This is a genomic window from Acidithiobacillus concretivorus (genome assembly GCF_018853445.1).
In the GTDB taxonomy this organism is placed as follows: domain Bacteria; phylum Pseudomonadota; class Gammaproteobacteria; order Acidithiobacillales; family Acidithiobacillaceae; genus Acidithiobacillus; species Acidithiobacillus concretivorus.
Genome location: NZ_JABELD010000118.1, coordinates 1 through 21,935, shown reverse-complemented (window position 1 = coordinate 21,935; position 21,935 = coordinate 1). Strand labels below are relative to the sequence as shown.

Genomic DNA, 21,935 nt, shown 5'->3' with positions numbered 1-21,935 from the left:
CTCCTTTTCTGAGTATTACCGCAATCTTAGACGACGCCGTTGCCATAAGGCATATAGAGCAGGGATAACGAGCAAGGCTAGCAGCGTTGCGCTCAACATGCCGCCGATAATAGGTGCTGCAATCCGTTTCATCATATCAGCGCCTGTGCCCTTGCTGAGCATGATGGGCAGCAGTCCCACAACGACCAAGGTAAACGTCATGGCCAGCGGACGCAGGCGAAGCATACTCCCCTCCGTAATCGCCAGCTGCAGATCGTGCCAGTTTTGCAAGGCATCGCGGGCCCGCCGATGCTGCAGAGCCTGGTCCAGATAAAGGAGCATGACTACCCCAAATTCGACGGCCACACCGGCGAGGGCGATGAAACCCACGACCACCGCTACAGAGATTTTGTAATCAAGCACATAAACCAGCCAGAGGCCACCTACCAGGGAGAATGGTAAAGTGACCAGGACAATACCCACCTCGACCACATTACGAAAATTGAGATAGAGCAGTAAGGCAATCAGTAACAAAACCATCGGCACGACGATCTGCAAACGCTGATTGGCGCGATGCATACTCTGATATTCTCCGACCCAGTTTATGGTATACCCCGGCGGTAGATGGACCTGATGCGCGAGCATCCGTTTTGCATTGGCCACATAAGTGCCAATGCTCGTCCCCGGTTTCAGATCAATGGTCACCCAACTGTTCAGTTGGCTATCATCACTGGTGAGCATGGCTGGCCCATTGACCATGTCTACCCGCGCCAACTGTGCGAGGGGAATCTGCGCACCATTGGGCGCTGCCACACGACTGTCCATCAGCGCCGAAAGTGATTGCCGACGATCGCGAGGATAGCGCAAATCCACCGGAAAACGTTGCACACCCTCTACGGCCGTAGTTAGGACCTTGCCGCCGATAGCCGTTTCCACCAATCGGTTCACGTCGGCCACTGAAATGCCATAGCGTGCGGCGGCGGCCCGATCCGTATGGACGACGATATAACGTCCGCCGGTTACTCTGGCGGCATACGCTGTCTGGGTACCAGACACTTTTTGGAGCACCGCTTGGACTTTCTGCCCTAGAAGACTCAAGGTAGCCAAATTCTGTCCCGTAATCTTGAGCCCGAGAGGGGTTTGCAGTCCGGTCGTCAACATGTCCACGCGCCCCTTGATGGGTTGTGTCCAGTTATTACTCAGACCGGGAATCTGCAAGGCCTGATTCAGCTGGTCACGCAGTTTGTTCATGCTGATGTGGGCGGGCCAATGATCGGGCTGTTTAAGGGTGACCACTGTATCAAACATGGAAATGGGTGACTGATCGGTGGCGGTCTGCGCCCGTCCCGCTTCTCCAAAAACGGTTTTCACTTCTGGAAATGTTTTGATAATGCGATCCGTCAACTGCAAAAGCGCCGCAGATTCTCCATAAGAAATGGCAGGATTCTGGGCAACGGGCATATACAGCAGTGTCCCTTCTTCCAGGGGCGGCATGAGCTGGGTACCCAGTCTTTGCCAGGGATAAACAAGCGTCGCAGCCACCAGCATGGCCCCGATAACGACCAGCCAAGGGGCTTGCAATACGCTGTGTATGACAGGACGATACAACCTCGCTAACACCCGGTTTAAAGGATTCTTGCGTTCAACGGGAATTTTTCCTCGAATAAACCAGGCCATCAGGACGGGCACCAGGGTGATAGCGAGAATGGCTGCGGCGGCAATCGCAAAGGTTTTGGTAAAAGCGAGCGGCGCAAACAATTTCCCTTCCTGTCCACTCAGCGCAAATATGGGCAGAAAGGAAACCGCGATAATCAGTAAGGAAAAAAACAGCGCGGGCCCAACTTCCATCGCCGCTATCCCGGCAGTCTGCCAAGGGTTGAGGGCTTCTCCTTTCTCCATATGTTTATGCATGTTCTCGATCATTACCACGGGCGCATCGACCATAATGCCAATCGCAATGGCGATTCCCCCAAGGGACATGATATTTGCCGGTATATCGAGAGCATACATCACGATAAAAGCGCCAAGTATACCGATCGGCAATGCAATCAGGACCACCAGCGCCGAACGGATCCGTAATAAAAACAGCAAAGTCACCAGCATGACGGCCACACACTCTTCCAGCAGTTTGCCACTGAGCGTCTGAATGCTGCGTTGAATCAGGGGGCGCTGACTGTATGTGGTCACTACCTTCACTCCAGCCGGCAGCGAGGCCTGCAAGCTTTTAAGTTTTTGTTGAATCTTTTGTATCAGGGCATTGGCGTTTCCTCCTTGATTCATCATGACAATGCCACCCACCACTTGACCCTGACCATTCAGTTCGGCAATACCACTGGGTAGAACCGGGCCTAGTTGTACCCGTGCCACTTGCTGCAGCGTCACGGGCACGCCGTCGCGCACACCAAGCGGGGTTTGTTGTAAATCCTTCAAAGAATGAATATAGCCAGAGGTACGCACTATGTAGCGCGACTCTCCCATGTCCACGACGGAACCACTAGTTTCGCCATTGGCCGCACGAATAGCCGCTTCGACCTGTGGCAAGGTGAGGTTGTAGGCCAGCAGACGATTAGGGAAGACAACCACCTGATACTCCTGCTCCATCCCGCCCACCGTGGCGACCTGGGCCACGCCGGGAATGCCTTGCAAGGCAAATTTCAGAAACCAGTTTTGCAAGGTGGTAAGTTGTGCAAGGTTGAGTGAGCCACTGGGATCTGTGAGGGCATATTCATAAATCCAGTCCACCCCTGAGCTATTCGGCCCCAGGGCTGGGGTTACCCCGGCTGGTAACTGACCCTGGGCTTGGTTGAGATATTGCAGGACCAGATTCCGAGCCTGAAAAATCGGGGTGCCTCCCTTGAACAGCACGTAAACATAGGAATCCCCGAACATGGAATAGCCACGTACGGCTTTGGCACCGGGCACTTCCTGCAAAGTCGTTTCGAGGGGATAGGTGATTTGATCCTGAATGATTTGTGGAGCCTGTCCCGGATAACTGGTTTTGACAATGACCTGGGTCGGCGAAATATCAGGGAGCGCTTCCAGTGGAATGCTCAGGATGGAGATGACTCCCGCAATGATCACGACCAGACTGGCAATAATCACCAACAATGGGTTATTGAGACACCAACGCATCACGGCCTTAATCATGGTTTTTGCCTCCCATATCCATGTTGGCCATGGTCGCTGCAGCACGGTTTTTGGGTTTTTCCGAAACAGGTGTTGACCGGTTTTGTGCCACAACGGGCGGCGCAGAATCCATTCGGGCAGTATTTGAGCCCAACATGCGCGCCCGCACGGATTGAAATTGCGATTCGGAATAGAGCAGGAACTGCGCACTTTCCACAACCCGATCGCCTGGCTGGAGGCCCTTTGAGATAGCTACCCATCCCCGGTACTCTGGCCCTAAGCGGACTTGTACCGGTAGAAAATGCCCATGACCCTCGCCAAGCATCACGAAATCGCCCTGAGACGTATGCAGTACGGCGCTGCTTGGTACGGCCAGTGACTTCTCAGACCGGGCTAAAATAGTGGCATCGGCGTAGGTGCCGGGGCGGAGTTTCCCCTCTGGATTGGGTACGCTCAGGCGCGCTGTAACCGTCCGGTTTTGGGCATTCAGCGTCGGATACAGGAAGCTCAAAGACCCTTTCCAGCGCACCTCTGGGTAAGCGGGTAAATGCAGGCGGGCAGAGTCACCGGTCTGTATCCAGGGTAACTGATAGGTGTAGAGCGCCACGTTCACCCAAACCCTGTCCAGATTGGCAATTTGGTAAAGTTCGGTCTGCGGTGAGATATAGCTGCCCTGATGCACATTGAGCGTTTCAATGACTCCAGAAGCCGGCGCCCTTAATGCGACATCCCGCTCAGCATGGCCGTGCAAGGCGAGTGCAGCAATCTCGTTTCTGGACATTCCGAGTAATTGCAATTTCGTCTGAGCAGCCGCCAGCAGGGCGGGATCTGCCGTCCATCCCTGTTGACGCCGCGCAATGAGATACTCCTGCTGGGCACTGTATAATGCCGGAGAATAAATCTCGGCAAGCACTTGGCCACGTTGCACCGTGTCCCCCACAGCGCGGACAGGCAACTGTTCCACCCAACCGGAGAAGCGCGGGTTGACTGAATATACACGGTTTTCATCCACGGCCACGGTTCCTACGGTGTGAATGGTGTGACCCATCTGCCGTTCCTGAACCTGCACAAGACGGACACCCAGGTTTTGCGCCATCTGTGAGTTGATATGCAATCCCGAGGGCTTTTGTGCATTGGTACCGGGAGCGTAGACAGGGATATAGGCCATGCCCATATTGTCTTTCATCGGGTGATTCGAATGAATCTTGGGATTCATGGGGGAAGCCCAGTAGAGAATATGGCGCTTGTCGGTGCTGCTGTTTGGGGAAGGTTGCTGGTTTTTGACGAGACTGGGCACGACACTGGGCGTTCGTAACCACCATACCCCGGCTGCACCCATGACAATACCCAGCGCAAGGAGTCCCACAGGGAGGGTCCATTGACGGAACTTCATGACGATGCCCTCCCTTGAGTGGTGAGGAAATCCATCTCCGCGACGCTGAGAGCGAGATCACGGCGGTACTGCAAACGGGTCAGCGCATAGCGCAATACCACATTTTGCGTGCGCAACACCGCATCCATGTGGGCCTGTCCCGAGGTATAAGCAGCCAGTGTCGCAGAAAATGCCTGCTGTGCCTTGGGTAGTAGGCGTTCATCAGTCCGTGTCCATTCTTTTTTCAGAGCGGTATAACGGGCGAATGTGCTGCGTAACCGCTGGATCAGCACCAGGTGCTGATCGTCATAACGATATTGGGCTTGCAGTGCCTTGGCTCGGGCGGAGTCAACATTCTGAGCCTGACGGTCTTCCGGAAAGATAGGCAGGCTCAGGTTTACGCCCACAGACAACCAGTTTGGGCTACCCGGATGAAAATCCTGACCATAGGCAGCGCTGACGGTAACATTGGGCCAATAGCTCCGTTGAGCGATTTGTACCCCGATTTGCGCAGCGCGCGATTGCGCCTGTGCAGAGCGCAGGAGGGGTTGCCCCATAAGACGGGCTTCTGCGGTACGCAAGGTTTTGGGCGACGGGAGATGCGGCCATCGGTTTTGAATGGAAGGTGGCTTCGATAGATTCAGGATCTGGGCAATTTGTGCAAGATAGTGCGTTCGTTCGGCTTGTAATTTGATAATGTCATTCGCTAGATCGTCTCGTGCCAGTTGGGCCCGGAGCACATTGGCCTCCGATCCCCGTGCGGATCGATAGAGCGCTAGTGCGGCCTGCACACTCTCGGCTTGCAACTGTTCCTGATGCCGGACCGTCATTATGACTTTGTCGGTATAGAGCGCTTGCAGCCAGACGCGGCGTAACAACAACACCAATTCGGCGGACTGGCCTTGCAGGGTGTCAGTGGCTGCTGCAGCTTCCACGCGCGTTTGCCGGCTTTCCAGCCCCAGTTTACCGAAAGAGGGAAAAGTCTGACTCAACCCCACACTCAGCATACTCATCTGCTGCTGGTTCATGGAGAAACTGTTGAGGGGTAAATTTTCAGCACCCAGAGACAGATGCGGATCAGGCAACTGGGCTACGGATACGGCCTGATGTTTTAGTTCTACAATTTTTTGGGTCAGTGCGCCGAGCCCCGGGTTCTGACGCAAGGCAATGGTTTGCGCGTTCTGCAAACTTAACGGATCAGCGCAGGCTGTGGTCGTTGAACAGCAAAGCACTATCCCGGCCAAGAGCCTTATTCTGTTTTTGGCTAATAATTGCTCGAATAGATTGACATCCATGAAAATCTCCATAGCAAATCAATGACATTATCTCCTTTGAAAAAAGGAGTGCCCACTTGTTGAGGAGAACTTAAAGGGTCAATCGTATGTGAAGAAGCGGTGGAGGATGGTAAGAGGATTCAGGGAGGAAAAAACTGGGACGATCCTTCGCGACAAACTGAGAGCGGGTCCATGTCACAGAACCAATCCACATGGGAGTCTGCACAGAGATTCCAGAAAAGCGCAATCCGCCTCGCGCATGCGTCTCTGCGCAGAGCGCCATGCACTGACTACTCATCGCTTCGGAATGGGGATTCATCAGCATCATGCCCATGCCCATGCCCATGCCAGGATTACCCTGGCAACAAGGCATGTTCGCCATCGACATGCCCATCATGGACATCCCGTACATTTCAACACAGGATATACCCTGTGGCATCGCCACCGCAGCATTGCTCATCCAGGTTCCAATAAGGAACAAGGACAATATTGCCAGCGAACGAAAGTAGCGGCGAAGTTTTAACATAACTCGACCAGAAGATCTCAATCAGAGTAACTACTCTGACAACATTTTTTAAAAATGTAAAACAGAGCGCATGGAGGGCGTTGTGAGGAAATGGTCAAACTCGCTTCTCCTCAGTTTCAAGTCGAAAATGTTTTCGGAATTGTATTGGTCAGTCAGTGACAGAACGTGCAGTCCTAAATGAGTACGGTCAGAGACATTGATGGTTTTAGACGCGCTGACGGTCACGTAGCGTGAGGGGCTGAGGGTAACCCCCCTCAAAGAACTTGAACAAAAGCGCCTATTGGGGGAGTGTCACTTTTTCGACCAAGAATAAGGACCTCAATAGTGTGCCATAACCTCCTGCAGGACCCCAAAATATTTCAGTGGTTGTACCGCGTAGATGAAGTCCTTGCCGAAGGAACCAGGACCACCCGTTGTGCCTGTGGCGGGAAGTGGCATCGGGCAGACTATCCGCGCAAGCCCAGAGGCTGTTTACGGGATATCAGAATAGCGTACGCCTCGCGTTTCAGTTTCTGCTGTAGTCTCTGCCGCAAGCGCAGAACCTCTCCCTCTGTACGGTTTTTCGGGCGCTGGGTCTCCCGTGCTGCCTGGGCAGCACCCCTCTGGAGACCACATGATGAAGACCCGTATCGAATCCCCTCAACGGGATCGCTGGGCGCTGTTGCGCTTTGCGATCATTAGCCCCTTGCTGGCCGCACCACCGGACCCGGGGAACTGGCTACGGCCCTGGCGGCGCTGGCCGCCCGGTCGTGGCGCTATCCACTCACCGGGGAACCGATCCAGTTTGGATTCTCTACCCTGGAACTGGAAGGCGTGCCCGGCGTGGAAAATACGGATGTCACGCTGGAACCAGGAGACGCCGTAGTGCGCGGTAAAGCCGAGATTGCCGCATTGATCGTGGCGGTCAAGGAATGCAAACAAATTGCATGGTTTCTACCTCTTATGCACAATAGGCTCTTGCTTTTAACCACGCTTGATAAAGGAGTGCACCATGCATAGCATAACTCTAGAGCAGCTACGTGCTACGGCCAGCGCTGGTGGCGTGAAAGGTGTAACCCTGAAAGGACAGGGCGGCGGCTTCTTCATTGAAATCGCCACCCGCAGCGGCCAGAACGCCGTTTTGGCGAAGGCCCGGAGTATCGTACCGCGCCGTTTTGGCAACCCCGCTTCTGCGCTGATCGTATTGCGCGACGTGGGTATTGCTGTTGCGCAGGTTGACGCTACCAACTGGAATCCTGACCAAAAAGACATGACCCGCAGTCGGCCGAACCGAGCCGAGGCCATGCGCGATGCGCATGAAGCCGCAGCCTATAACCAGTGGCTGGCCGGCGAGATTCAGGCATCCATTGACGACCCACGGCCGAGCATTCCGCACAATGAAGTCATGGCCGAGATGGCCGCCGACATGGTCACCTTGTCGAAGAAAAAGCGCGAATGACGGCCAAGCCCTTCCGCGTTGAATGGCGGCCTATGGCTCAAGAGGATTTACGCGCCATCATACGCTACATTGGCAAGGACAACCCGACGCGGGCTAAGCGCTTCGGCCAGGAACTGCGCGACAAGACCAAACCGCTTGCACAGTATCCCGAGCTAGGCCGTCAGGGACGGCCAGGCTTGCCAGACTGGTTGCGCGAACTGCTCGTGCATCCGAACTACATCGTTTTTTATCGTGTGCTGACCGTGGCCCGCACTGTCCAGATTCTGAGAGTGAAGCACACGGCGCAACAAATGCCGTGATTGCCAGTCACTGCGCGCTCACATCGGTTTTTTCAGGAGGCTATAAAGGGGGCCACCCGAAACGTTTCAAAGAGAATATCTACGGCAGTATGCTGGGCACCATGGGCAACAGCGTCGAAAATATCCTGATCCGTCCAGCCTTCCTGGAGCAGTTGGTCGATCTCAGCATCTTTAACGCCGTGGGGATTTCTCACCGCACGGACCACATAATCCAGCAACAGGTTTTCACGCTCCGCCAGGGGTCCGTTACGAGGATTCTCGACAGCCTTTTGAATAGCTTCGGGCTGGATTCCTGCATTGACCAGCAGCGACTGATTGAACCCGATGCAAAACTGGCAGTGTCCATCTTCTGAAAGAATATAACGCAGCAATGCCAGGAAATTACCCGAAAGGCGTGGATGCTGACCGAAATACCCCAACAACTGCATTTGAATAGCCAGCAATTTGGGGCTGACGCCAAATAATTGCAGACCTTCCGGAACGCCTCCGAAGGATTTTTCAATGGCTGCATACAGCTCTGCCAGATCGCCCGTGGCTTCCGAAGGCGGGGTAAGTGTAAGTGTGGTCATGACTATTCTCCTCTATTAGATAATGAAAACATAAAGTACCAACTGTCCGGTATGTTGTCAAAAACAACAAAGCGCTCAGACGACCCTGCCGGACTAAAATGCTGCTTAGCGCCTCCCTCCTCATATTGTAGTAGCATCATGACGCCCTTTCACACGGACGGGCACTCCCTGCATCCAATATTTATTGGTGCTGAAAGGCCAGATCCGGGTGCAACGGATTTCTGCAGGCGGACGCGAAATCGTCTTGTACCGCATTGGCCCCGGAGAATCCTGCAATCTCATTACTGCTTGCCTGTTCAGTCATCATCCCGTTCATAGGTGGTCCTCCTCTTTGCTATGATCACAACCCAATCCTGGCTCGGCTTTTTTCAACGTCTCACGAATACGTTCTTTAGCCTCGTGGCTCAGGTGATAGGTGTTCCATTGATGAGCGACCAGGTGAAAAACCTGGTCTATCCAACCGATTTGTCGGGCATAGTTGCGACAGGAGACACAGAAAAAAAGATGTATTTTGAGTGCCCAGCGTTCGCGAAAGGGCAATGTGTGTTCCTGAGCTTTAGACAGGAGTCTTGAGGCATCCTGGCAAGTCAGCATAAAACGCTTTTTCAATGTTGTTCTCCTCCTGCAAATCGAAATTCCAGGCAGCGACTGATTTGGAGCCGTGCGCGATGGAGTAAAACAGAGAGATGATTAGCGGTGACAGCCAGCGTTTTTGCACAAAGTGCAATCTCTTCGCCATACCATTCGCGCAACATAAATGCAGAACGCTGCTGCTCTGGAAGCTCATTTAAACAGCCTTGAATAATGCGCATAAAGTCTTTAGATTCCGCAGCCTCTTGTGGGTCACGACCCCATGCACCGGGTTTGCTGGCCCAAGTACCATTACTTTGAAACGCCGATGCCTCAATGTCCGAATCCTGATCATCGACTTCCAGATTACTGATTTTCGGAGTCCGCGCGTTCCGGCGATAATAATCCTGAATTTTATGTTCCAAAATACCATAGAGCCAAGCGCGCTCCTGCGCTTCCCCGGAAAATTTTTCACGACATTGCCATGCCGCCAATAGAGCTTCTTGCACAAGATCTTCTGCCACTTCGGCACTGCTTGTTCTAAAAAGTGCCCGTCGGTAGAGGCCGTCACCATATTGATCCAACCATTGTTCAGGATGACAGGCGCGGAGCGACTGATCTTCTGGGGTATTTTCTTGGGTATTCACATTGTTTTTGTCATTCAAGACCAGACCCCGTTCATAGAAATCATTCATGCCCAAATGGGCACAAGCAAACAAAAGCGCTCGTTACATTGCCATTTCCTAAAAAAGCATTCTCTCCCGGGCAACAAATCTTCGGTGGCACTTTCTGGAGAGGAATAACCCAGCGACCCAGCGTCCCTGTAATACTCACCGTAAATGCGGTAGCAGTCCGGAAAGCTGTTTTTCAGAAATCATTCCGGGGATGCTGCCAATATGACCATTTTTGAGACGATACAACATGGCGGGCGTACCATCGAAACCCAATGCACGCATCATTTCCAGATTATGCTTGAGATCTTCAGTTGTTTTTGCTGTGGGTGTGGCCTTGGGGAGATTGTGATAGTCACCGCTACGTAATGCAGGGCCAACTATGGATTCAAAATGTTTTAAGGTTGCCAGAGGATGGGGAGATTGCAGCCAATCGGCGGCTTCTGCCGGACTTTGCGGCGTCAGGATTGCCACGGGCACATAACGGACCGTCAATTTCCCAGCCTTGATCAAGGCGGCCTCATGAGTGTACATCACATGGCAATAAGGACAGTTGGGATCCTGAAAATCATAAATGATGGGACCATGGTGGCCTTCCTGAATATAAGTGAGGTGATGCGCCAGAATATGCTTCCAAAGTTCATTCGCCGTCAGCTTTTTGGGCGGTACAGCTGTAGCAGTATCCGTGTTTGCCTGAGCTTCAGCGAAAGTCGTGCCAAAAAGTAATAGACTACTGCTGAATATTCCGATTCCCAGCCATTTCAGCAAGTTGGTTCTAATTCTGTTTTTCATAGCGCGTCATTCTCCTGGTACACCGATTATTTCAGATAAAGTGCTACTCAAAACTGAATGCTTCATGCGTGTTCGCAACCTCAGTGCTGTTGTTGTAACACCCCGTCATCTACTGCTGTTTCCCAATAGATCGTAGGGTTACAGCCCGGTTCAGCAATTCGGGCGGCGTTTGCGGCCTGATTTGGTGGATGTCCTTCCTGTAATGCCCGATACCAGGCGGCCTCGCCTGGGGACAAGCTGCGCATCAGAACATCGTCCTGAGGGCGCACAACCAGGACGCTATCACCACCAAGTGCATCCAAATCCAGCGTACCCTCTGCATCGGGATGCTGGCACAGTTGCCAGAGCGCCATTAACGGATAGCTCGACTCCACCAGGCGCAGGGAAGCATGTAATCCATGACCAATAAAGTATTCTGCTGCAGAGTAAGCTTCATGACTGGCCCATTCCAACCGTGCCATATCGGGTAAATAAACTATTTCCCGGGTGAGTGGATGGTGGGCGAGAAAGGCAGGCATGTGCGCGCCATAGGCGTTGCGGTCGCCAGATAAAGAGGGAATGGAGCGGCCGTAGGAATATGCAATTTCACGAAAACAATCTTCCCCAATCAGCACGAAGATCGCACCGTAAATATTTTTGAGGCTTTCGTTAAAGCCTTCCAGAATGTTGTTGCGATAAATGGCGGTTGCAGCCGCAGCAGAAATCGATCCGCTCAGTCCGGAAATAACACGGCCTTCTTCCGGTGACATGACGGCATTTACAAAGGATTTTTGCCAGTCCAGTGCGTCATCATTCATGGATATTCTCCAGAATATACTGGGCTTTCTGTGCCTCGCCTAACAAGACATCAAGTGGCGGAATGTTGGTATCCCATTCAATTAAAGTAGGCACCCTGCGTCCGAGGATGTGCAAGGCACGACGATAAAGAGACCAGACCTCAGGCCAGACTGCCTGACTGTGGGTATCAATGAGTACTTCCTGACCCAACGCGGTTTCTACCGAAAACCCGGCCAGATGAATCTCCTGGACCGCATCCGCTTTGAGGTTTACCAAATACTCATCACTGTGGATTCCAAGATTCTGGCTGCTGACGTAGAGATTATTGATATCCAGCAATAATCCGCATCCCGTACGCCGTACCAGGGCATTTAAAAAAGCCCATTCCGTCATTTGATCATCGGCAAAATGTAGGTAGGCCGAAACATTTTCGATCAGAATTTGTCGTCGAAGAACATTTTGCACTTGATCAATCCGATCACTGACATGCTGCAGCATGTCTTCGGTATAAGGTATGGGTAATAAATCGTGAAGATAACGTCCCTCCGACGCTACCCAGCAGAGATGTTCGGAAACCAGTCCCGGTTCATAACGGCTGATCACTTGCTGCAGTTGTTGGAGATGTTCCTTATTCAAAGGGTCCATACTCCCCAAAGACAGGCCGACGCCATGAAGGCTCAAGGGATAATGACTGCGCACCTGCTGCATCACCCGATGGGGCAAGCCTCCCGCAGCAAACAGATTTTCACTATGTGCCTCGACCCAGGCTGTTGGCGGTTTGCCGCTTTGGAAATCGGGATAATGGCAGGCACGTAGACCAATTCCTGTATCTACAGGAATCCCCTCCTTGGATAAGGTGCTCGTGTGATTTGCCGTAGTGTCCTGGATCATGAACTTGTTCTCCTGGCTACCAAAATGCTCAAAAAAGGTTTTTTCAGCATTCTGCAAATATGCCGAGGCCAGTAAGGCCTCGGCACCCCTATTTATTTCTTAGCGGGGGTCTTTCCGGGGGTCAGGCTGCTACCCACGATTTTCAGGCAAACCCCTTTGGGTACGGCCAGCCAGGCATCCGGATTACCATTGGTTTTTGCGGAACCACGCGTAACACCACCTATGGACATGCACTGGTTTTGATGCGCACGGGCAATGCCGTAACACTTGACATAGCCCTGTGGCATCATTCCGGCCATCGCAGTCCCGGCAAAACCCACTCCAGCCATAGCGACAGCCCCAGCAAATAGTGCACGCTGGAAAGTATGTTTGCGATTTATCATTTCCTTACTCATGATTAACTCCTTTTTCATAACAACCACGTGGTTTTCCCCAAAGGGAAATATGTCTTACACCCCAATGGTGCAAGACAATGCTTGATTAGACCGCTTTTTGGGCGGCAGGTGGCATACGTTTCCAAATACGACTCAAACCATAATCCAAAGAAAAGAGGCCAGGACCATAAACCGTCGTAAATAGCAGAAAAATGCCCCAAGGCACCTGATCCATCATTCCGGCAACACCCATTTGCGGATAAGAAAGCACCGTAATGATGTTGTAGATGAATAAAAAACCGGCAGCAAAACGACCCGCCAGACCCAACGCCAACAGTATGGGAAAAAGGATTTCGATACCCGTACCCAGATAGGCTGCCCATACGGGAGGAATTAATGGCACGTGATACATATATCTGAAAAGGGCCACAGTGGCCGTCATGCTTTGCAGTTTGACCATACCTGCCATCCAGAATATCCGCGCCACCCAGAGTCGTGCCGCCAGATCTGCCACAGGTGCGAGATAATGCAACCAGTGCACAATAATTTCGTACCATTTTTCCATTTTATGGAAAGCAATAGAGCAAGTAGCCATGCAAAATCCTCCCGATGAAAACTGATCGTTTTTCATGGTTCACCCGATGCTTGTTGATCCATTAGCGCAAAAGCGGAATGCATGAATAGCATAGCGGTGGATGATCTTGTCTTATTTGCCAGGCGTCAGACTACCTCCGACTATTTTTTGACATAGTCCCTGTGGGATCAGCAGAAAGGAATACTTGCCACCATTATGGATAGATTGGCCTGCACAGGAATGGGTGGTGGTTGCACAATCATTCATGTGTGCTCTGGCAATACCGTAACATTTGACCCATGGGGCATGGCTCGCGAATGCTGGAGTTGTCGCCCCGACAGTCCCGGCAAGAGCTAACATGCCAGCCAAAATCAGTTGCTTTGACAGATGATGATCGTTATTTGTGGATTTCATTGTAGCCTCCTCTTAGAGATTGAAATAATGGCCCTCAATCTCTTAGTCGTGGCTATGCTGAAATTCTTACAGAATTGCGGAATTAAATTTGTTCTGCCAACAGTTCGCCCGACAAACTGCGCACACTGTTGCGGATTTTATCCCAAGCCTCTCAGGATCAGCACGCCCTGACCGTCAAGAAACAAGCGAACGTCTTTGTTGTCTGCCAACATGGCACCGGCGATGGCGTAACCCGTGTCGCGCCAATAACGATACGTGCCCAGTATCCGACCCCGTTGCATGGCTGGAGCAATATCCGACATGGCGGCAATCAAATTGGGATAAAGCAGTGCCATGCCGAGCCCCATCAGCGCAGCCGTGACCATCCATGCAGCAAAGTGGTTCACTAATGCGGTTCCTGCCAATCCTGCGGATAACAGGGCAAAGCCCAACAAAACCGGTGGCTTGCGACCAATGCGATCGGCCAGATGCCCGGTCCAGAACTGGCAGAGCCCCCAGACCATGGCATAAACGCCGGTAATCCAGCCGATATAGATAACGCCGAGGCCGTGGAACTTGAAAAATAGCGGGAACAACACCCAGACCAGTGTGTCCGCAATTTTGTTGGTGACTCCGCCCTGGCAAAGCGCCCGGTAGGTCCGATCCTGAAAGGAAACCTGCAGGAAAGTGCTGGGCATACTTTGCGCGGGTGCCGCTGCCGGGTTGTCAGCCTCTTGTTGTGTATGCTCGGCCCGCACCCAGTAAATGGTATCTTTTATCCACAGCAGCAGCACCAACGCCAGCGCAATGACCACTAGCCCAAAGACCAGCAAGGACCAGCGGGGACCATACAAAACGGCCAGATACCCCGTGGCCAGACCCGCTGCACCCACGGCAATGTAACCCATGGCCTCATTGATGCCGACCGCCAGACCGCGCTGATGATTGGCCGACAGATCAATCTGGCTGGTAACAGTCATAGTCCAGGTGAAGGCCTGGTTGAAGCCGAGGAAAATGTTGGCCCCGATAATCCACCACCAGTTGGGGGCAAAGAAAATCAGGATCGGAATGGGAATGCCAGCTATCCAGCCGAGCAGCAAAACCCGCTTGCGGCCGATGCGATCGGCAAGCCCGCCCGCCACAAAGTTCAGGGCGCCCTTGACCAGACCAAAGGAAATCACAAAGGAAGCCAGGAAGAAAAAGGCGTGGCTATCCACACCAAAGTGCTCCGCCATGCTGGGCAACACATTGCGTTCCATGCCGATGATCAGACCCACAAAAAAGACCTGAACTGTCTGCAGCAGAAACTGTCCACGGTTACAGCCAATGCCCCGGATGTAAGCGCTTGCATGGTCCGCCGTGACGTTCATGCGGTGCCTTTTTTGTGGAGAGTTACCACGGTACTCAGTACTGCATGGTTATGCGCGGTAATCTGCATCTGGTCGAGAATGAGCTCCCGAACAATCTCGCAGACTTCCAAAACCTTGGGGCTGGTGAGGCGGTAATGACAGAAAGTACCGCACTTGTCGCAGTGCACCAGACCTCTCGCCTTGAGAATATTCATGTGCTGTGAAACATTGGCTTTCGACATGCCTGTCAGTTCGGTGAGCTCGCTGGCGGTTTTTTGCCCTTCACCCAAATAGTGAATGATCTCCAGACGCTTGGGATGGGCAATGGCCGCAAACACTTCCGAAAACAGCGCAAAGCGGATGGTTTCCTGATTTTTCATGCCGCCCTCCCCAGATTGCTGGCGACAATGCGCGCCATCTCCGCCGGTCGTTCCGGAATGTTGGCGGTCAGCTCGTGCATGAAGGTCATCCGGTCCATACTCAAATACGGGTCCCAGCGCTTTTCGAAGCCGATCGTCGACGAGGGTTTTCCCGAAAGGCCGGCCCCGCAGACACTGCCGGCAGCATGACCCGGAAAGATTTCCAGATCATCCGGAAGGGGTAGCAGTTTCTGCTGGAGGCTGTCATAGAGTTTCGCTGCCATTTCCTCTGGCGTACCCCCCAGATCCGGTCGTCCCACGCCGCCCACAAAAAGGGTATCGCCCGTCAGGGCAAACCAGGGCGCCTTACTGCGTCGGATATCGCTGACCAAAAGACAAAGGCTGTCAGGGGTATGACCGGGAGTATGCAGCACCTGGGTGATCACATTGCCGGTCTCCAGTATTTCGCCGTCTTTGAGACCCCGGATCGGAAATTGTACCTGATCCTCGTCACTTTCGTGCATGCAGTAAGGCGCTTCTGCCAGCGCCGCCAAGGTTCGCCCGCCCGAAAGATGGTCGGCATGAATATGCGTATCAATGACAAAGCTGATGCGCACGGCCGCTTTCCGGGCCTCGGCCATAAACCACTCCTCATCACCAGCCACCACATCTACCGCGACGGCAAAACCTTTACCACCACAGCCGTAGAAGTAAGACAGGGTTCCATCGTCACCACGTCTTTGCTGGAAAAACATGAGACACCTCCATATGTAATAAAGTTAATATATTTATTGACTAGTATAGAAAGGCCATCCGCTCTCCGTCAAGGAATCGTATAGGGCCAGTACCGGTTGAAATGACGAGGCTCCAAACAACACATTGATACGGAAGGTTTCAAGGGAAACTTTATGAATACTTGCACCAGTTACCTTGGCCGACTACATTTAAAAAGCAGTCTGTAATTGTGGGCTTTGGTTTCGCATGAAGATAAGATGGCGTGAATATTCAGCACGATATGCTGTACCAATGATGTTGGTAATATCTGGTTTTTCTAAATAACCAAGGAGTAATCGCTATGATATCGAAAAAATCCTATTTCAGCCTATCACTCATGGTAGCGGTGTCTTTGGGTTTGGTTTCAGCGGCATCTGCAGCAACTCTTGCAGCTCCGGTACATATTGGATTGGCTAAGGTATCTGGGCACCAAGAAAAAGTGCTGACTGCCCTGGATGGTCACACCTTATATTATTTCACCCGTGATAGCGCAGATAAGGCGACCTGCACAGCTTCCTGCGCGGCAATGTGGCCCCCTCTGCAGACCAGCGGTCCCATTGCTTCACACGTCCAAAAAATCCCTGGCAAGTTCTCTTCCACAAAAGGTGTCAATGGTTGGCAAGTGAATTATCAAGGGCATCCCCTATATACATTCCAAGGGGACAAAACTGCCAGCCAGGCGAATGGCAACGGAATATTTGGCGGAACCTGGTGGGCTGTGACGCCCACGGTCAAGCCTTTGAGTACAGCAAGTACTCAGCCTGCGCCCCATAAAAGCACCGGTTGGTAATGCAGGCTGTCCATTGGTGCCGATGAGGCATAATGGTTTCCTGAGGTGGGGCCACTGCCTCGCTGCTGGCCTACAGGGGTAGAGGGAGGCTTTGTGTCTTCTCTTAGTCTGCGCAGGTTGCCTATCGGCGTGAGGCGACGATTGAGGAGTGTGTTCATGCAAGGTACAGCGGTACCGATTGAGGGGGCAGGGCGGCAGGAATGCGACACATGAAAAAATATTGCATTTCACTGTTTTTGCTACTGTATCTTACTGTAGCTGCTGGCAGTGCCCAGGCGGTGACGACGCAGCCGCCGACTTGGTTGCGTGTTGCCAGGGTACTCGCGCAGCTGCATTATTTACCGGGGCAAGTAGGATGGACCGGCCTACATACGGCCAATCCACAAATCTGGTGGTTATGGCCGCCGAACACACCGCCAACGTTGCAGAAACTCACCCCGGATGCTCCGGGATCGCCCTTACTCTTCGGCGCCCTGGATTTTTTTGCCAAGGTGCATGGGCTACCCTGGTCTAATCAAAGCAGCGACTGGTTTGATCAGGGTAACCGCCATCGTCTTTATGCGGCCGTCCTCGCCGCCCGTCGCCGGCATCGGGAAGACGCGCCAAAGCCGTTTGTGTGGGTTTATGTGCGCAAAGGTACGCCAGAAACTTTGTCCATCTGGAGGTACAACGCGGAAAAGAACTGGAGCAAATGGGTTTTACATAGTCTGACCAATACGGGCGTGCCCGGCGCAATCACGCCCAATGGTACCTGGGCGGTGTATGCGCGCTTTCCAAGCACGCGCATGACCGGCTGTTTCCCTCATGGTGAGTGTTATAACGATCCAGATGTACGCTTCGTCAATTATTTCTGGGATGGCCGGGCGGTACACTATTTCCCCCGTCTGGCGTATGGATTTCGGCAAAGTAATGGTTGTGTGGAGTTGCCATTAAAAGCAGCACAACGGGCCTATGGGTTAATGCATATCGGTACGCCAGTGACGGTGATGCCATGATCCGTTTGATGCGACTCAGCCGATATGTGCCGTGGTGCTTGTTGGCTATTGTGGTGCTTGTTGTCCCATTGGCGTCCAGCGCGACCACTACCAGCGTGAATGCGCCTATTGTACTGAAGATACTGACCCCGCGTGCGGGAGAGGCGATCCATAATAATCAGGATAAGATCACTGTGGGTCTTTTGGTCTTGCCGGGGTCCGTGTTTCAGGATGGCCTGCGAATCAGAATGCGACTGGATGGAAAATTTCGACGCCGATTTTGGAAGCGACCATTTTTCACTCTGAATCAGGTAGATCGTGGAAAACACACTTTGCAGGCCGCTCTTGTCACAAAAAACGGTCATATTGTGGCGCTGTCTCCTGTGTTGGTGTTTTATCTCTGGCAGGCCTCCCGTTTATTCCATACGACTTCCATTCCTCTGGCCGGTTGCCGTATTGGCGCACGAGATCTCCCATATCCGTCATAAGGATATCTGGGTCATGATTGTTGCGGATCTTTTCAGTCAGGTGACCTGGACATTCTGTCTGTTAGGCCAGGTGTTGATCCTGATCAATTTACCCCTGTGGATGATGCATAAGTACCCCATGCCCTGGGGACTGATATTTTTACTGATTGTCGCACCCTCTGTGAGTATGGCTTTGCAATTGACACTTTCTCGCACGCGTGAGTTTGAGGCGGATAGTGGCGCTATGGAACTCACACTAGATCCTCAGGGCTTAGCCAGTGCACTACGACAGATGGAGGATGCTCAGAAACGGGAATTAAAATTACGATTTCCCACACTGGGCAGAGTGGTTGTTCCCTCATGGTTGCGTACCCACCCAAAGACGGAAGACCGCATTCACCGTCTTTTCGCCACAGTGCCTCCCATGAGACATCCGGAAGTATGGGCTTGGGACCATGGCGCGAGTCTGCCCACAGCCAAGGATCTACCACGTTGGCACCATTTGTCAGGCTTTCATTGGTAACCATAAGGAACCACCCTGGCACCAATAGAAGCGCTGGGTATCACCCCATCCATTGCCGTGGCCAGAGAAGAACGGCATCCCGACCGCAGATCTAAGCGAATTTTGACAAGTATCTCCTCATCTACTAAACCTAAGAGCACAGCTTGGATTTCCATAGCATGATTATTCACTACAAAGAGGAGAACCTCATGGAGCTCGTCCACAAGGATGCCCAAAGCATCACCATTCGTTTTGACAAAAAAGATCTGTCGAAAATTGTTGAACCCCTCGTTAAAAACGCCGAAAGTTTTGCTAAAGATACTCTGGACATGGCTTACCTGCTAGCCGAACAAGACTATCGGATCGACGATCACTTCCAGCAGCCCCCGCACGCTTTTGAATAAGGAGGATTCCATGCAGATTCGTGAAGAAAAGGAACACAGTGTGGAGTTAGTTCTGAGCGCCAATGAGGCGGAACATATTGCCCAGAATATTCAGAACAATGCCAAACTGGCAGGGACAGCAGCAGTAGCCTTGGCCGATTTTTTGCAACGAGAAGGTTTCAGTGGTGACAAGCTCCCTAAGGAAAGCTTGCGTCATGAATGGAAAAATCCAGACGATATGAGTCCGAGTTAACGCGTTGGTCATTTCGGAACCAGACACATTTCTGTGGTGTTGCTGATTTCGGGGACCGCATGAGGTCTTTAAAGCCCTCGCTGATGATCGATACCAGAGAGGCGCCCAGAATGAATGCCGTTTTACCTTTCTATCATCTCCGAGTTTGAGACCCCCGAGCAGGAGGCCCGCTACACGGGCTGGCTGCAGGCTAAGACTGCCGCTAGCATAACCAGCCCCCGGCCCGAGCATCCCGCACGACGAGATAGAGCGACGCATGGCCGAGCGACTAGCACAGCTCAGGCAGCACAAGCTTCCTGATTACTACCCATTTTCTGGCTTGAGTTGGCCGACGCCGATCTAGCCACTATATGAAAATCCGTGAAACTTCAATTGAGTTTAAACATCGTGCTAATCGGGTAATCTTATGGCGTATGTTTCACACCGTGAGCTTCTACAAGGTGAATTTTTTGGTGACTTTTGGCTTTAGGTATAAAACCTACAGTTTGGTTTTGTATGCTTTATTTTACAGGCTGTAACACAAATTTGACGCAGTATCATAACACCATAACTCCATAATGACGTAATAAAAAAGCGCAGGATAAATCTACCACGCAGAACTTTTGTGAGCGCTTGTAATTGTTAAAATGAAGGCTATACTCAAAACATGTGGTGTATGGAAGATATAGCATATACCAGCCATTAACAGTATTAAGAATGGGAGGTGTGTCATGAATAATAATCAAGTTAGTGATATGATGTTCAGCAGTATTCGCAAATTAGAACATGATGAATTGCTTCATATCGAGGAGGCTTTGGCGGGTATGGAATGTGTGCTGAGTGCACATCAAGGTGGGGAGTATCGTGAGCATCATGGCCACCACTTTAAGGTGGCTTATGATCCGAGCTGCGTAGATTCTCATGCCATATTGGAAAAGTTGAAGGAGCTTGGCGTTGAGGCGCGAATGACTGGATTGTAGCGTTGAGTGCGAGTACCAGCGCCGGTTTTCGGAAAATGATTGGAGAGGGGGGAGGGAGTATCATGGCCACTGCAGAACTTAATGCTCATGAAGTTAATATAGCCTGTCATGCCGCGCTCATTGGCAATGACCCGGTTGCGGCAAGAAATGCCGATCAGGAACATGACGCTAAACGGTCACGTTTGAGAAGACTGGCTGACTTGTCTTCATATGTAGCGCAAATGACCCAAAATGCCGGGACAATTCATTTGAATGAAGATGATTTTTTTCTAATCAGTGCACATACCCGGGAGGCCGGGAAGATACATAAAGCGCCTCAATAGAGACCGGCTATAATTTCCGGCATACGGGAGGGTATGATGGATGCGGTCAACCAAGTAACTCCTCGGTGATGTGCCTCTCGTTATATGAGGAAAAGGGAGGCGTTTTATCCTACGGTCATTCGGAGGGATTGGGAGAACGGCCTCTTGGGGGTGTCAAGCAGTACCTACAATGGGCCCGTTATGAGTGAATTTCAGCGCCTGGATTGATCATTTCCTGTCATACAGCGCATTGTTCCATTTCCGACGCCAGTGCCAGATAGCGCTGAGAATTACGCAGCCCGGTGATGAAACGGTAGGGAATACCCTCCAGGCCTACCTGAGCGCCCACGAGTGCTCCTGTCAGCATCGCACGGGACATATTTTGTCCGCCCCCATTGATGGCGTGCAATACGGCGGATTCATAATCTTCCCGGAAACGGCTGGCCAGGTAGTAAGCGGCGGGAAGTTGATGATATATGGCACAGGGCATGCCATATACCAGACTCACCTTCCAGGCGGGTTCAATGATGATGTCGGGATCTGCGGCGGCCAATGCGGCATAACCTGCCGTGAGCAATGCATCGGGGGATGAAAACTGACCAGCCTGTATCTTTTCGGCGCCTTGCGGTGGGTGCAGATGACCCTGAGTTACCTGATAAAATGGTAATACGCCACTGGTTACTTGCGCCATAAGTCTGGCGCCCATTTGCGACGTCAAGGAAACCCCAGAGATCAACTGACTCAAAACGGCGTTGAATGCAACGCTCATGGCGACGATGGCCGGATCGCGCTGAGTCAGGATAATGTTACTGCACGCCGCTTCTGCCATTTTTTTCGGCTGCAGGGCAAAAAAAGCAGCAATGGCAATGGCGCGCTCGGCACCTTCCGTCGTGTCTGCGTCACCGGCACATGCTCCCCATGGGCGTTTTTCCGACACCCGCTTCCGCCAAGCCTCCCGAATGGATTGGTTAGTGTAGCCTCCCGGTCCCTGCATGGGTGTTCCGTCCAATTGGGGAAATAGTTCCGTATCCAGTCGATGAGTAAAATCGTCCTCCTCATAACCCGCGCAGTGGATTAACGATTCCATCAGCATGACCAGTAGCAGTCCGGTTTGGGAAAGGTCACCGGCAAGCAGACCACCATGATAACGGCCAGGGCGCGGCGTAAGATAATCCGTAATCCAGGGGCCGCATTCCTG

General features: G+C 52.3%; 29 protein-coding genes. 13 read left to right on the top strand and 16 right to left on the bottom strand.

What is annotated here, in order from left to right; translation table 11 throughout:
- Positions 1-15: 15 nt before the first annotated feature.
- The 3 genes from HJG40_RS12845 to HJG40_RS12835 are packed head-to-tail and all read right to left on the bottom strand — an operon-like array spanning position 16 to position 5,772.
- Complete coding sequence (locus HJG40_RS12845; protein WP_215864553.1) at positions 16-3,126, bottom strand: efflux RND transporter permease subunit; 3,111 nt, start codon at positions 3,124-3,126, stop codon at positions 16-18.
- Entirely contained in the window at positions 3,119-4,498 is a 1,380-nt protein-coding gene (locus HJG40_RS12840) for an efflux RND transporter periplasmic adaptor subunit (protein WP_215864552.1), read from the bottom strand. The genes HJG40_RS12845 and HJG40_RS12840 overlap by 8 nt, the downstream gene beginning before the upstream one ends.
- Positions 4,495-5,772 (bottom strand): TolC family protein, encoded by a 1,278-nt coding sequence (locus HJG40_RS12835; RefSeq protein ID WP_215864551.1) that lies wholly within the window; start codon positions 5,770-5,772, stop codon positions 4,495-4,497. Before HJG40_RS12835 ends, HJG40_RS12840 begins: the two co-directional genes overlap by 4 nt.
- A 238-nt stretch (positions 5,773-6,010) precedes the next feature.
- Here HJG40_RS12835 and HJG40_RS12830 point away from each other — a divergent pair, with 238 nt between their 5' ends.
- The 4 genes from HJG40_RS12830 to HJG40_RS12810 all read left to right on the top strand — a co-directional run bounded on the left by HJG40_RS12830 (position 6,011) and on the right by HJG40_RS12810 (position 8,014).
- Positions 6,011-6,274, top strand: a complete 264-nt coding sequence (locus tag HJG40_RS12830) for a hypothetical protein (protein ID WP_215864550.1) — start codon at positions 6,011-6,013, stop codon at positions 6,272-6,274.
- Positions 6,275-7,099: 825 nt separating this feature from the next.
- Positions 7,100-7,276: a hypothetical protein gene (locus HJG40_RS15160; RefSeq protein ID WP_226857452.1), complete on the top strand. Its 177-nt coding sequence runs from the start codon at positions 7,100-7,102 to the stop codon at positions 7,274-7,276.
- On the top strand, positions 7,269-7,715 hold the full coding sequence (gene relB, locus HJG40_RS12815) for a type II toxin-antitoxin system RelB family antitoxin (RefSeq protein WP_215864549.1): 447 nt from the start codon (positions 7,269-7,271) through the stop codon (positions 7,713-7,715). Before HJG40_RS15160 ends, relB begins: the two co-directional genes overlap by 8 nt.
- Entirely contained in the window at positions 7,712-8,014 is a 303-nt protein-coding gene (locus HJG40_RS12810) for a type II toxin-antitoxin system RelE/ParE family toxin (RefSeq protein WP_215864548.1), read from the top strand. Before relB ends, HJG40_RS12810 begins: the two co-directional genes overlap by 4 nt.
- Before the next feature lie 32 nt (positions 8,015-8,046).
- Here HJG40_RS12810 and HJG40_RS12805 read toward each other — a convergent pair whose 3' ends face one another.
- The 12 genes from HJG40_RS12805 to HJG40_RS12745 all read right to left on the bottom strand — a co-directional run bounded on the left by HJG40_RS12805 (position 8,047) and on the right by HJG40_RS12745 (position 16,088).
- Positions 8,047-8,583, bottom strand: coding sequence for a carboxymuconolactone decarboxylase family protein (locus HJG40_RS12805; RefSeq protein WP_215864547.1), 537 nt, complete (start codon positions 8,581-8,583; stop codon positions 8,047-8,049).
- 312 nt (positions 8,584-8,895) lie between these two features.
- Positions 8,896-9,192: a zf-HC2 domain-containing protein gene (locus tag HJG40_RS12800; RefSeq protein WP_215864546.1), complete on the bottom strand. Its 297-nt coding sequence runs from the start codon at positions 9,190-9,192 to the stop codon at positions 8,896-8,898.
- Complete coding sequence (locus HJG40_RS12795) at positions 9,189-9,848, bottom strand: sigma-70 family RNA polymerase sigma factor (RefSeq protein WP_215864545.1); 660 nt, start codon at positions 9,846-9,848, stop codon at positions 9,189-9,191. The genes HJG40_RS12800 and HJG40_RS12795 overlap by 4 nt, the downstream gene beginning before the upstream one ends.
- A gap of 135 nt (positions 9,849-9,983) precedes the next feature.
- Positions 9,984-10,616 carry a thioredoxin fold domain-containing protein gene (locus tag HJG40_RS12790; RefSeq protein ID WP_215864544.1) on the bottom strand — a complete coding sequence of 211 codons (633 nt, stop codon included), beginning with the start codon at positions 10,614-10,616 and terminating at the stop codon, positions 9,984-9,986.
- Positions 10,617-10,696: 80 nt separating this feature from the next.
- Positions 10,697-11,413 (bottom strand): HvfC/BufC family peptide modification chaperone, encoded by a 717-nt coding sequence (locus HJG40_RS12785; protein WP_215864543.1) that lies wholly within the window; start codon positions 11,411-11,413, stop codon positions 10,697-10,699.
- Positions 11,406-12,284 carry an MNIO family bufferin maturase gene (gene bufB / locus HJG40_RS12780; protein WP_215864542.1) on the bottom strand — a complete coding sequence of 293 codons (879 nt, stop codon included), beginning with the start codon at positions 12,282-12,284 and terminating at the stop codon, positions 11,406-11,408. The genes HJG40_RS12785 and bufB overlap by 8 nt, the downstream gene beginning before the upstream one ends.
- A 92-nt stretch (positions 12,285-12,376) precedes the next feature.
- Positions 12,377-12,679, bottom strand: coding sequence for a BufA1 family periplasmic bufferin-type metallophore (locus HJG40_RS15605; RefSeq protein ID WP_153940342.1), 303 nt, complete (start codon positions 12,677-12,679; stop codon positions 12,377-12,379).
- A gap of 85 nt (positions 12,680-12,764) precedes the next feature.
- Positions 12,765-13,253 (bottom strand): DoxX family protein, encoded by a 489-nt coding sequence (locus tag HJG40_RS12770; RefSeq protein ID WP_215864541.1) that lies wholly within the window; start codon positions 13,251-13,253, stop codon positions 12,765-12,767.
- Positions 13,254-13,364: 111 nt separating this feature from the next.
- A complete protein-coding gene (locus tag HJG40_RS12765) occupies positions 13,365-13,646 on the bottom strand; it encodes a BufA1 family periplasmic bufferin-type metallophore (protein WP_081577720.1) in 282 nt (93 codons plus the stop codon).
- A gap of 137 nt (positions 13,647-13,783) precedes the next feature.
- The gene (locus HJG40_RS12755) at positions 13,784-14,995 is read right to left on the bottom strand and encodes an MFS transporter (protein WP_226857443.1); all 1,212 of its coding nucleotides are present in this window, start codon (positions 14,993-14,995) and stop codon (positions 13,784-13,786) included.
- Positions 14,992-15,354, bottom strand: coding sequence for an ArsR/SmtB family transcription factor (locus HJG40_RS12750; protein ID WP_081577664.1), 363 nt, complete (start codon positions 15,352-15,354; stop codon positions 14,992-14,994). Before HJG40_RS12750 ends, HJG40_RS12755 begins: the two co-directional genes overlap by 4 nt.
- Positions 15,351-16,088 (bottom strand): MBL fold metallo-hydrolase, encoded by a 738-nt coding sequence (locus HJG40_RS12745; protein WP_215864540.1) that lies wholly within the window; start codon positions 16,086-16,088, stop codon positions 15,351-15,353. Before HJG40_RS12745 ends, HJG40_RS12750 begins: the two co-directional genes overlap by 4 nt.
- Before the next feature lie 320 nt (positions 16,089-16,408).
- Between HJG40_RS12745 and HJG40_RS12740 the strand changes: the two genes are divergently transcribed.
- From HJG40_RS12740 to HJG40_RS12705, 9 genes are all read left to right on the top strand, one after another.
- Positions 16,409-16,897 (top strand): COG4315 family predicted lipoprotein, encoded by a 489-nt coding sequence (locus tag HJG40_RS12740; RefSeq protein ID WP_215864539.1) that lies wholly within the window; start codon positions 16,409-16,411, stop codon positions 16,895-16,897.
- Between the two features lie 209 nt (positions 16,898-17,106).
- Complete coding sequence (locus HJG40_RS12735) at positions 17,107-17,892, top strand: L,D-transpeptidase (RefSeq protein ID WP_215864538.1); 786 nt, start codon at positions 17,107-17,109, stop codon at positions 17,890-17,892.
- Positions 17,889-18,359, top strand: coding sequence for a hypothetical protein (locus HJG40_RS12730; RefSeq protein ID WP_215864602.1), 471 nt, complete (start codon positions 17,889-17,891; stop codon positions 18,357-18,359). The genes HJG40_RS12735 and HJG40_RS12730 overlap by 4 nt, the downstream gene beginning before the upstream one ends.
- A gap of 13 nt (positions 18,360-18,372) precedes the next feature.
- Complete coding sequence (locus tag HJG40_RS12725; protein WP_264317570.1) at positions 18,373-18,861, top strand: M48 family metalloprotease; 489 nt, start codon at positions 18,373-18,375, stop codon at positions 18,859-18,861.
- Positions 18,862-19,049: 188 nt separating this feature from the next.
- On the top strand, positions 19,050-19,244 hold the full coding sequence (locus HJG40_RS12720; RefSeq protein ID WP_215864537.1) for a hypothetical protein: 195 nt from the start codon (positions 19,050-19,052) through the stop codon (positions 19,242-19,244).
- A gap of 10 nt (positions 19,245-19,254) precedes the next feature.
- Complete coding sequence (locus tag HJG40_RS12715; RefSeq protein WP_215864536.1) at positions 19,255-19,476, top strand: hypothetical protein; 222 nt, start codon at positions 19,255-19,257, stop codon at positions 19,474-19,476.
- A 114-nt stretch (positions 19,477-19,590) separates the two neighbouring features.
- The gene (locus HJG40_RS15460; protein WP_368356169.1) at positions 19,591-19,776 is read left to right on the top strand and encodes an antitoxin PaaA2 family protein; all 186 of its coding nucleotides are present in this window, start codon (positions 19,591-19,593) and stop codon (positions 19,774-19,776) included.
- A gap of 410 nt (positions 19,777-20,186) precedes the next feature.
- Positions 20,187-20,435, top strand: coding sequence for a hypothetical protein (locus HJG40_RS12710; protein WP_215864535.1), 249 nt, complete (start codon positions 20,187-20,189; stop codon positions 20,433-20,435).
- A gap of 62 nt (positions 20,436-20,497) precedes the next feature.
- Complete coding sequence (locus tag HJG40_RS12705; protein ID WP_215864534.1) at positions 20,498-20,758, top strand: hypothetical protein; 261 nt, start codon at positions 20,498-20,500, stop codon at positions 20,756-20,758.
- Positions 20,759-20,975: 217 nt separating this feature from the next.
- Here HJG40_RS12705 and HJG40_RS12700 read toward each other — a convergent pair.
- Positions 20,976-21,935, bottom strand: a 960-nt coding sequence (locus tag HJG40_RS12700; protein WP_226857441.1) for an ADP-ribosylglycohydrolase family protein, incomplete at its 5' end; no start/stop codon positions are given.

Excerpts from the sequence above, each read along its gene's own strand:
- HJG40_RS12845 (WP_215864553.1), bottom strand. The coding sequence starts at position 3,126 with ATGATTAAGGCCGTGATGCGTTGGTGTCTCAATAACCCATTGTTGGTG.
- HJG40_RS12840 (WP_215864552.1), bottom strand. The coding sequence starts at position 4,498 with ATGAAGTTCCGTCAATGGACCCTCCCTGTGGGACTCCTTGCGCTGGGT.
- HJG40_RS12835 (WP_215864551.1), bottom strand. The coding sequence starts at position 5,772 with ATGGATGTCAATCTATTCGAGCAATTATTAGCCAAAAACAGAATAAGG.
- HJG40_RS12830 (WP_215864550.1), top strand. The coding sequence starts at position 6,011 with ATGCGTCTCTGCGCAGAGCGCCATGCACTGACTACTCATCGCTTCGGA.
- relB (WP_215864549.1), top strand. The coding sequence starts at position 7,269 with ATGCATAGCATAACTCTAGAGCAGCTACGTGCTACGGCCAGCGCTGGT.
- HJG40_RS12810 (WP_215864548.1), top strand. The coding sequence starts at position 7,712 with ATGACGGCCAAGCCCTTCCGCGTTGAATGGCGGCCTATGGCTCAAGAG.
- HJG40_RS12805 (WP_215864547.1), bottom strand. The coding sequence starts at position 8,583 with ATGACCACACTTACACTTACCCCGCCTTCGGAAGCCACGGGCGATCTG.
- HJG40_RS12795 (WP_215864545.1), bottom strand. The coding sequence starts at position 9,848 with ATGAATGATTTCTATGAACGGGGTCTGGTCTTGAATGACAAAAACAAT.
- HJG40_RS12790 (WP_215864544.1), bottom strand. The coding sequence starts at position 10,616 with ATGAAAAACAGAATTAGAACCAACTTGCTGAAATGGCTGGGAATCGGA.
- HJG40_RS12785 (WP_215864543.1), bottom strand. The coding sequence starts at position 11,413 with ATGAATGATGACGCACTGGACTGGCAAAAATCCTTTGTAAATGCCGTC.
- bufB (WP_215864542.1), bottom strand. The coding sequence starts at position 12,284 with ATGATCCAGGACACTACGGCAAATCACACGAGCACCTTATCCAAGGAG.
- HJG40_RS15605 (WP_153940342.1), bottom strand. The coding sequence starts at position 12,679 with ATGAGTAAGGAAATGATAAATCGCAAACATACTTTCCAGCGTGCACTA.
- HJG40_RS12770 (WP_215864541.1), bottom strand. The coding sequence starts at position 13,253 with ATGGCTACTTGCTCTATTGCTTTCCATAAAATGGAAAAATGGTACGAA.
- HJG40_RS12765 (WP_081577720.1), bottom strand. The coding sequence starts at position 13,646 with ATGAAATCCACAAATAACGATCATCATCTGTCAAAGCAACTGATTTTG.
- HJG40_RS12755 (WP_226857443.1), bottom strand. The coding sequence starts at position 14,995 with ATGAACGTCACGGCGGACCATGCAAGCGCTTACATCCGGGGCATTGGC.
- HJG40_RS12750 (WP_081577664.1), bottom strand. The coding sequence starts at position 15,354 with ATGAAAAATCAGGAAACCATCCGCTTTGCGCTGTTTTCGGAAGTGTTT.
- HJG40_RS12745 (WP_215864540.1), bottom strand. The coding sequence starts at position 16,088 with ATGTTTTTCCAGCAAAGACGTGGTGACGATGGAACCCTGTCTTACTTC.
- HJG40_RS12740 (WP_215864539.1), top strand. The coding sequence starts at position 16,409 with ATGATATCGAAAAAATCCTATTTCAGCCTATCACTCATGGTAGCGGTG.
- HJG40_RS12735 (WP_215864538.1), top strand. The coding sequence starts at position 17,107 with ATGAAAAAATATTGCATTTCACTGTTTTTGCTACTGTATCTTACTGTA.
- HJG40_RS12730 (WP_215864602.1), top strand. The coding sequence starts at position 17,889 with ATGATCCGTTTGATGCGACTCAGCCGATATGTGCCGTGGTGCTTGTTG.
- HJG40_RS12725 (WP_264317570.1), top strand. The coding sequence starts at position 18,373 with ATGATTGTTGCGGATCTTTTCAGTCAGGTGACCTGGACATTCTGTCTG.
- HJG40_RS12720 (WP_215864537.1), top strand. The coding sequence starts at position 19,050 with ATGGAGCTCGTCCACAAGGATGCCCAAAGCATCACCATTCGTTTTGAC.
- HJG40_RS12715 (WP_215864536.1), top strand. The coding sequence starts at position 19,255 with ATGCAGATTCGTGAAGAAAAGGAACACAGTGTGGAGTTAGTTCTGAGC.
- HJG40_RS15460 (WP_368356169.1), top strand. The coding sequence starts at position 19,591 with ATGCCGTTTTACCTTTCTATCATCTCCGAGTTTGAGACCCCCGAGCAG.
- HJG40_RS12710 (WP_215864535.1), top strand. The coding sequence starts at position 20,187 with ATGAATAATAATCAAGTTAGTGATATGATGTTCAGCAGTATTCGCAAA.
- HJG40_RS12705 (WP_215864534.1), top strand. The coding sequence starts at position 20,498 with ATGGCCACTGCAGAACTTAATGCTCATGAAGTTAATATAGCCTGTCAT.